8 protein-coding genes and 1 pseudogene are annotated in these 8,146 nt (G+C 68.2%); 3 read left to right on the top strand and 6 right to left on the bottom strand.

What is annotated here, in order from left to right; genetic code table 11:
- Positions 1 to 64 precede the first annotated feature (64 nt).
- Positions 65 to 724 (top strand): SDR family NAD(P)-dependent oxidoreductase, encoded by a 660-nt coding sequence (locus APY03_RS30090; protein WP_269747411.1) that lies wholly within the window; start codon positions 65 to 67, stop codon positions 722 to 724.
- Positions 725 to 832: 108 nt separating this feature from the next.
- Positions 833 to 1,021 (top strand): annotated as a pseudogene (locus tag APY03_RS44785) (Rid family hydrolase); the annotation flags it as partial.
- 154 nt (positions 1,022 to 1,175) lie between these two features.
- Here APY03_RS44785 and APY03_RS30085 read toward each other — a convergent pair.
- Genes APY03_RS30085 through APY03_RS30075 form a run of 3 tightly spaced genes read right to left on the bottom strand, consistent with a single transcriptional unit; the run spans position 1,176 to position 3,355 of the window.
- Complete coding sequence (locus APY03_RS30085; RefSeq protein WP_068682846.1) at positions 1,176 to 2,492, bottom strand: M16 family metallopeptidase; 1,317 nt, start codon at positions 2,490 to 2,492, stop codon at positions 1,176 to 1,178.
- 3 nt (positions 2,493 to 2,495) lie between these two features.
- A complete protein-coding gene (locus APY03_RS30080) occupies positions 2,496 to 2,753 on the bottom strand; it encodes a helix-turn-helix domain-containing protein (protein ID WP_068682844.1) in 258 nt (85 codons plus the stop codon).
- Entirely contained in the window at positions 2,750 to 3,355 is a 606-nt protein-coding gene (locus APY03_RS30075; RefSeq protein WP_068682842.1) for a DUF938 domain-containing protein, read from the bottom strand. The genes APY03_RS30080 and APY03_RS30075 overlap by 4 nt, the downstream gene beginning before the upstream one ends.
- Before the next feature lie 192 nt (positions 3,356 to 3,547).
- On the opposite strand from APY03_RS30075, the gene cysC reads away from it, so the two are divergent.
- Positions 3,548 to 4,225 (top strand): adenylyl-sulfate kinase, encoded by a 678-nt coding sequence (gene cysC, locus APY03_RS30070; protein ID WP_232081272.1) that lies wholly within the window; start codon positions 3,548 to 3,550, stop codon positions 4,223 to 4,225.
- Positions 4,226 to 4,237: 12 nt separating this feature from the next.
- Here the strand turns inward: cysC and APY03_RS30065 are convergent, their stop codons facing one another.
- The 3 genes from APY03_RS30065 to APY03_RS42825 all read right to left on the bottom strand — a co-directional run.
- A complete protein-coding gene (locus tag APY03_RS30065; protein ID WP_162487182.1) occupies positions 4,238 to 5,146 on the bottom strand; it encodes a UbiA family prenyltransferase in 909 nt (302 codons plus the stop codon).
- Between the two features lie 8 nt (positions 5,147 to 5,154).
- Positions 5,155 to 7,911 (bottom strand): hypothetical protein, encoded by a 2,757-nt coding sequence (locus APY03_RS30060; protein WP_068682837.1) that lies wholly within the window; start codon positions 7,909 to 7,911, stop codon positions 5,155 to 5,157.
- A gap of 52 nt (positions 7,912 to 7,963) precedes the next feature.
- A partial coding sequence (locus APY03_RS42825) for a hypothetical protein (protein WP_198161329.1) occupies positions 7,964 to 8,146 on the bottom strand: 183 nt, incomplete at its 5' end.

Genomic DNA, 8,146 nt, shown 5'->3' with positions numbered 1-8,146 from the left:
CAGATCCGACGGCGTCGTTCATTGATCAGCATCTCCCTAGGCAATTAAATGGCCGAACAGGTGAATACTTTTCTCGCTGCAGGGCCGCACGGCGTTCATCACTGGCGACTCACGAGGAATTGGCCGCATGGTCGCCGAGGGATTTCTGGCCCAGGGCGCGCGCGTTTACATCAGCGCGCGAAAAGCCGCGGCGTGCGATCTGACGGCGCAGGAGTTCGCAAGGACTGGCCACTGCGTATCGCTGCCCTACGACGTGTCCACGGTCGCTGGCTGTCAGGCCTTGGCCGACGCCTATGCCCAGCATGAGCCGACGCTGGACATTCTGATCAACAACGCGGGCGCGGCGTGGGGAGAAGACCTCGATGCTTTGCCGGAAAGCGGCTGGGACAAAGTGGCTGACCTGAACATGAAGACGCCTTTCTTCCTGACGAAGGCGCTTTCCGAACCGCTGCGCGCCGCAGCCAGGGCGCGCGTGGGAAAGATCATCAACATCTCCTCCACCGATGGCATCGGGCTCAATCCTCAAGAGAACTATTCCTACGTCGCGAGCAACGCAGGCTTGATCCACCTGACGCGGCGGATGGCGCTGGGCCAGCGCAGCGCCAGCGCAGCGCCAGCGCAGCGCACACTTGGCCAGCGAACGGCCTTCATTTGCGGCCAGCAGGCCGCAGGTCGTACGCGACCTGCCGGGTCCGACGATCAGAAGGGTCTCGTCTCCGATTGACCGAGGCCGCCGAACCCTCGCAGGGTCAGCGTCGCATAATTTCCGCGCGCAGGCGCTCGACGAGTTCGTCCGTCGGCATCACGTCGGCGTACTTGCTCGCCATGTCGAACAGGTTCACCCCGCCTTCTCACCGCGCAGATCTGGATCAAGGACCTCGCGAGGGATTTTGCCGGGATGAACGAGATCTGGGACGCATGGACGGCGCCCGCTGCGGCACCGACCCGGGCAACGGCGCAATGCGAGATGGGAGCCCCCGATGTGTTGGTGGGGATCATTGTCACGGCTGCAGCCCGATAACCTGGCTTCGTCGCACCGAGCGCACCGGGACCCGTTGGGGTGCTTCCGAACCGGCGATTGGGTGCGGGTGGATTCAGGCAACGGCTGGCCCGTTGCTGCCCTGCGCTCACCCGATCCATAGCTCACTTCGCTCGCATCCGACCCGCTGGCGAGGTCAGGCAGCCAGGCGCGCTGCCAGCTGCCGCGCGGTTCGCGCGCTGGCGCCCTTGCCGGTAATCGCCAGCGCCGGGGGGTTGGCCAGCATCCGCTCGAAGACCGCCCGCACTTCTTCCGCTCCGATATCGTCGATCATCGCAATCGCTTCGCCAATCGGCGTCACGGTCCCGCTGGCAAAGAGCTCTTCGACGGCATGCTCCATCGTTGCGTAGGTCCGCTCCTCTGCGCGCACGCGGGACACGGTCAGCTGATTCTTCGCCCGCTCCAGGTGCACCGGATCGATGGTGGTGGCCTGCGCACGCAGCAGGCCGCCCGTCGTCGTCATCAGCGCATCCAGCTTGTCCGGCGTTGTGACCGCATGCACCACGAAGTTGGCCCAGACGTCCCCGCTGTCCATTGTGGAATGCGCCGTGTAGGCGAGGCCGAGCTGCTCCCGGACGGTGTCGACCAGGGGCGCCGACATCCCGCCTCCAAACAGGTTGGCCGCAAGCGTTGCAGCAAGGCGCCAGCGCTGCTGCGACATCTCCTCCTGCAGAGCGGGCGCAAGCGGATAGGCGATGTTCATGAACACCTGCGACACCTGCGTGAAGCGCCGGGCCATGGCATGACCGATGTACTTCGCGGGCGCCGGCTGTCGCGACACGAGCAGGTCGGCCGACGCGGGCATCGCTGCAAAGAGTTCCCCCGCGAGCGTGACCCAGGCTTCGACGTCGAAGTTCCCCGCCGCAGCGACGACGGTCTTTTCCGCGACGTAGTGGGACTGCACGTGGCGGATCAGGTCGTGCCGGGTAAAGCTTTCAATGTTGCCGACAGTGCCGATCACAGGCATGCCCATCGGGTCGTCGCCCCAGATCGCGCGGTCGAGCAATTCGTTGGAGTAATCCTGTGGATCCTCCTCGTACTCGATGGCCTCCTGGCGAATCACTTCCAGCTCGCGCTGCAGTTCACTGTCGGGAAATGTGCTGTTCAGAACGATGTCGGCCGTCATGCGCAGCAACTGCTCCGCGTGCCGGCCCAGGCCGGTCATGAAGTAGCCGGTGGTGTCCTTGCCAGTGAACGCGTTGACATCCGCTCCGAGCCGCTCCGCATCCAGGTTGATGGCCTGAACGGAGCGGGTGGTGGTCCCCTTGAACGCCATGTGCTCCAGGACATGGCCGATGCCGTTGGTGACCGGCGTCTCGTCCCGGGAGCCGACACGCAGGAACACGCCCACACTGGCGCTCTGCACATGGGGAATGGGAACGGCGAGCAGCCTCACCCCGTTTGGAAGCGTGTGGAGGACCGTGGTGGTGCGCTCCGCGTGCAGCCGGACCATGGCTCAGCGGCCTTCCGGCTGTTGCAGCCTGACGCCGATGCCGTAAAGCGCGAGCAGGCCCAGCGCGTGCCCGATGGCCACGCCGGGCTCACCCGCTTCGATGCGGCCGATGGTCTGGACATGCACACCGAGGCGCGCGGCCGCGGCGGCCTGGCCCTCGCCGGCCGCCGATCGGGCCAACCTTGCCGCTGCCCCCAATTCTCGGATGGCATGCAAGGTGTCGTCGCCGATGTCGGCCGATATGCGCTTTCCTTTGGTCATGGGTGCGGTTTCCGCCAGACGAGAGTGAAGTTGTTTGCCGGCATGGGTACGGCCTTCTCCAGCGCAAGGCCTTCATTGCCCGCGACTTCCGCCACCTTGTCCATGTCGCGCACGCCCCAGAGCGGATTCCTTGCGCGCAGGCTCGCATCGAACGCGTCATTGCTCTGCGACGTATGCGCGCCGCCGCGCATGTACGGGCCGTAGGTCACAAGCACGCCGCCGGCGGGCAGGATCCTGCCGGCGCCCGCCATCAATGCGAGCGTGGCCTCCCACGGGGAGATGTGAATCACGTTGATGCACACGACGGCGTCGGCCGCGGATACGGGCCAGGGATGCTTCGTGACATCGATGGCGAGGGGCGGCTTTACGTTCGACAGGTTGCCTTCGGCCACCCACGCCTCGATGGAAGCATGGCGCTCCACGTCCATCTCGCTGGGCTGGAAAGTGAGGGCGGGCAAAGCCCTGGCAAAGTGCGCCACGTGCTGGCCGGTGCCGCTGCCGATCTCGAGCACGAGGCCGCGCGGCGGCAATACGCGCGCAAGTACCTCGAGGATCGGCTGCTTGTTGCGCTCGGGGGAGGGAGCGGTCTCGCGTGAGTCCATGCAGCGATGGTAAGCCTCAAGCCGTGCCCATGTGGCAGGATGCGGGCCAGTAGCCGTCTTTCGATGACCACGCTCGGTTCGCCCGAAAGCCGACGTTCGCCGCGTGCTCATCTGACTGCCGTCGGCGCGGCGTGACCTGGCGCTACAGCTTCGACCTCGAGATCAAGGTGATCGCGAAGACTCTCAGGACAGGTGGCCACCGATAATGGCGACCGCGAGGGCTTGGATGCCCTCGCGACAGCGGCTTGCGCAAGGGCCCTTTCGCGGCAGCGCACGACACCGGGTCTTTTCCTTGCGTTCCGAATGACATCAACCTCTGCCGCCAACGGCGGCTCTTTCGTCGTGTGGCTCACGGGCCTCTCCGGCTCAGGGAAGTCGACCCTTGCCCAGGCCTTGAAAGACAGGCTCTCGACCTCCGGTGCTCTGCCGGTCGTTCTCGACGGCGACCGGATCCGATCGGGCCTCTGCAGCGATCTCGGCTTCGATCCTCCGGATCGCAGCGAAAACGTGCGCCGGGTCGCGGAGGTCGCGAAGATCTTTCAGCAAGGCGGCTGGATTGCGCTCGTGGCGGTCATCGCTCCGTCCCGGGAAGACCGCCGGCTTGCCAGAAGAATCATCGGCGAGCCGAACTTCGTCGAAGTCTTTTGCGAGTGCCCACTCGAAGTCTGTGAAGCGCGAGACGTCAAGGGCCTCTACCGGCGCGCGAGGCGCGGGGACATCGAACAGTTCACCGGCATCTCGTCGCCCTACGAACCGCCGCTGCGGCCCGACCTCGTCCTTCACACCGCGAGCCGCAGCGTCTCCGAGTGCGTGGACACGCTGCTCGCCCACCTCCTGGACCGTCGCGACGCAATGCTCCGGCAGGGTTGAACAGCCCTCGCGCTACCACCACGGCGCAGCGGTGACGAGCATGGCCAGGCCGATCACGGCATGGATGCGCCGGTAGCAGTCCTGCAACCTGCTGAGGCTCCCGAAATCGAGCCCGGACCGAATCGCCCGCAGCGAGGCGAAGAGATGCAACGGGTAGAGCAGCACCGCCAAGGCCAGCGGCGCGGGGACGACCCGGCACAGGGCGAGTCCGGTCAACAGCGCATAGGCGAGCGTGAACAGCGCGAGGCTGGCCAGGACCGCCTGCCGTCTGCCGAACGCCACCGCGTGGGTTCGAATGCCGTTGAGGAGGTCGCCTTCGTAGTCGCGCGCTTCGTGCGTGAGGTGGCCGGCGGCAAAGACGATCCCGAAATAGCAGCCAATGGCGATGCCTTGCCCGGACAGGGATGCGAAGGCCGAATAGCCGAGCAGGAAGTGCAGCGTCCCGCCGGCGAGATGCAAGGCGGAACTCAGCCCGGGCGTTCCCTTGCCGTGAATGCCCGGGGCCGAGTAGAGCGCGCTCAGCACCACGATCGCAGCGGCGATCGCGAGGGCCGTCGCACTGACCGTGCTGAACAGCAGCAGGGCGAGGACCAGCAGCGCAATGCCGAGCCAGGCGACCTCGGTGCGGCGGACGCCTCTCGCCCTGAAGGTCCATGCCGCCCGGTTGGGGTCCAGGTTGTCACCTTCGATGCCCGCCCAGTCGTTCACCACGAAGACGTGCGCCACCAGGCACAGGTTGCCGGCGATGAGGGCCGCCATCGTCAACAGGCCGGGCACAGCGAACTCCCGCATCGCAAAGAGCGCACCGAGCAGCGGCGCCCCCTGCAATACGCACACCTCGTCGAAGCGGATGCAGGCAGCCAGCCGCCGCAGATAGCCGCCAGGCCGATCAGGCCGGTTGTGCGCGGCCTCGCCGTCCATCTGCACCCTCAGCTCCCGCAACCCGCCGCGGCGTCGTGGGCGCGGCATTGCAGCGCAAGACCCAGTCGCTGCTGCTCGTGGTAGAGCCGCAGCCACAGTGCGTAGCCGAGATCCTCGGACCAGTAGAAGCGGCGCACGGTGGCGCTGAGGTCGTTGTGATACAGCAGCGGCGGTGTGCGAGCGACCAGGGCGAAGTCGCTCGCCGCCAGCTCCCGCAGAAGGCTCGATGCTGCGGCGTACTGCGCCTCGGTTGCCGGGCCGCGCTGCATCTCGCGCAGCGATTGCGCCACCGCCACCCAGCGCGCCTGGCCGGGCACATCCGACCGCAGCCGTGACGGCGGCACTTCCAGCGCGCAGCCCGCGTGCTCCAGGTCCGCCAGGCGCAAAAGCACCATCGGCGGTGCGCCGGCGTAGTAGACCCACACGTCGTCGTCATTCGAGCGCGCCGCCAGTGCCCGGCACAAGGCGGCGGCAGCCGGCGGTTCCTCCTGCGCGAGCAGCATCAGGATGTGCATCTGGATCACGAGGTCGGCAGGGTTCGGGTCATGCCCCGGGTCCAGGCATTGATAGCGGTCGCGCTCGGCGAGCCAGGTCCGGTACAGCCCATCGGGCCGCTGGAAGCGATGGATGTGCTTCAGCGCACGGGGCAGCAGGGTCCTGTCCGGATGCGGTGCCACCCGCCACACGAGGCTGGTGTCGTCGGAATCCGGCGTGATGGCGCAGCCCAGCACCCCGATGGTGGGCGCGTCGGGCCGGCCGTGATAGCGCACCAGGCCATCCGCCTCGATCTGGCTCGTGAGGAAGGCGCGCGCCTTCGCCAGCAGACCTTCCAGCGGCACGTCGGCCGCCGCCGGCGCGGCGACATCGAGCATCACCGCGTTCAGGTAGGTGTTCATCTCGCGCTGCGGCTTGTCGTAGCGCGGGCCGCTGGTGAAGCTGGTGAGCCAGTAGCCCGGCGGCTGCTGGTGCTGCGCCAGGCGCTGCACCGCGAGGCGCGCCGACCGGGCCAGCACGGGGTCGTGCCCCCGGGTCGGGCCGGGCTCCGGGACCTCGAAGGAACGCAGACGCAGGAGGCGCGGCTCGGCACCCGGGTCCGTGCGCACCAGCACGGCCAGCGAATGCGTACCGGCTGCGAGCTGGCCCACCGGGAACCGGAGCCGCCACCCGGCAGGGCTGGTCTCGCCCAGCGTCTGGACCACGTCGGGGCGCGTGAAGAACTCGCCCGTGCCGGTGACGAAACGCCCGTCGACGAGCAGCGCGATGTCCAACGGAGACCGCGAGTCCACGAGCGCCCATCCGGCGACGTCGACCTGCCGTTCGATCCGGTCATCCTGCTCGCCGCCGCTCAGCAAGACATCGATGACCTGGACGAGGTCGACATTGCCGCGCACCGCCCGCAGGAGGTCGCCGGACGCGGGGGGGTGCCGCAGCTCGGCGATGAAGGGGGCGTTCTGCGGGCGCCACATCCCCACCATCCGGTCATGGCCGCTGGCTTGGACCAGCACGGCGTCGACCGTGCCGAGGTACCAGAAGGCGCCCACCGCCTGGATGGCGATGGCGACCGCGCAGGCAGCGCCGAACAGGATGCGGCCCGGCCGCGACAGCGCCGCCACGACCGGGGGCAGCATCCACATCAGCATGGGCAGCGCGTCGCCCAGCCATCGCGGCCCCCAGGACACGCCCTGGCGCCAGTCGACCATCGCATAGAAGACGACCTGCAGGACCAGGGCGGACCAGATCGCCAGGGTCAAGCTGCGCTGTGCCTTGTCGCGCAGGGCGAGCGGGAACAGGCACAACAGGAAGAGCAGGAAGGGCGAGAAGACGAACAGGCCGCGCGTCGGGCTGAAGAGCAGCCCGACGATGCCGCCGAGCACGTCGTCGTTGTAGTTGTGCGGGCGGACGAAGAGCGCATAGGCTCCGGCGACGTGGCCGACCACGAGCAGGTTGTAGGCCGCCGTCAGGCCCACGGGCACCATCCCCGTCGCGATGAAACCCAGGCGCAGCGGGCCGGCCCACCACAGGCCGTAGAGCCCGAGGGCGGCCGCCAGGATGGCATCGGCCGGCCGGTTCGCGGCGATCATCGCGCAGAGAAAGCCGGCCGCGGCCGCGCGCAGGGCCGTGCGCGGACCGGTCAGGAGCAGCATCGTCGCGACGATGAGGAGCTGCGCCAGCCCATGCGCCCATAGCGCCTGGCTGCTGACCACCCACGTCGTGGTGGCGAAGGCATAGACCAGGCTGAGCAGCGCCGCCGTTCGCGGGGTGCTGCGCCGCCTGAGCAGCAGGTAGAGCAGGGCCACGGATGCCGCCGCGATCAGCGAGGCGACCAGCTTCTCCATGATGCGCGCGACGCGGTCGAAGAGATGCGGATCCCATCCCCGCGCATCGAGGTAGGCGACGGCGGGCAGGTAGAGCGGCGCGATGACCACCGGCAGGAGGACCGGGTAGGTCGACACCTGGTGGCTGCCGAGCCCGTGCGTGATCCAGAACGCCGAACTGTTCTGCCCCCGCGCCGGTGGCGCCAGCCGCCCTTGCGCGACCGTGTCCACGATCGGGTCCAGCACGACGGTATGGTTGCGCAGGATCGAGAACGGCAGGTAGCGCGCCGCATAGCTGTCGGCGGCTGGTATGGCCCGGAGGTTGGCGTTGTAGACCGCGAAGCAGAACAAGCCGATGAGCAGGGCGACGGCGATGTCGAACGCCCGCGAGCCGGCGGGGCGTGTCCGCGCGGACTGCGCCACCGGCCCGGCCACTGCGCCTTCGGTCATTGCCACCGCCGGTCGACGACGCGGCGGCAGTGCGTACTGCACGCCGGCGCGCTCATCGGGTGCGCTGCGCCTCGCGCCGAAGCCCGCGGCCGCCCAGCCAGCGGCGCACGGCCTCGACGATGGCGCCCAGGATCGCCCCGATGCGGTATTGCAGCTTGATGTCGGGCGGGCCTGCAGCCACTTCCTGCGCCAGGGTCAGCGTGTCCGCGATCCCCGTGCGCCAGAGCTTGGCGGG

Origin of the sequence: Variovorax sp. WDL1, assembly GCF_001541225.1 — a bacterium.
In the GTDB taxonomy this organism is placed as follows: domain Bacteria; phylum Pseudomonadota; class Gammaproteobacteria; order Burkholderiales; family Burkholderiaceae_C; genus Variovorax.
This window is presented reverse-complemented; position numbering and strand designations above follow the sequence as displayed.

Coding starts and splice junctions, on each gene's coding strand:
- APY03_RS30075 (WP_068682842.1), bottom strand. CDS start 3,355: ATGGACTCACGCGAGACCGCTCCCTCCCCCGAGCGCAACAAGCAGCCG.
- APY03_RS30060 (WP_068682837.1), bottom strand. CDS start 7,911: ATGACCGAAGGCGCAGTGGCCGGGCCGGTGGCGCAGTCCGCGCGGACA.
- APY03_RS30085 (WP_068682846.1), bottom strand. CDS start 2,492: ATGGTCCGGCTGCACGCGGAGCGCACCACCACGGTCCTCCACACGCTT.
- APY03_RS30065 (WP_162487182.1), bottom strand. CDS start 5,146: ATGGACGGCGAGGCCGCGCACAACCGGCCTGATCGGCCTGGCGGCTAT.
- APY03_RS30080 (WP_068682844.1), bottom strand. CDS start 2,753: ATGACCAAAGGAAAGCGCATATCGGCCGACATCGGCGACGACACCTTG.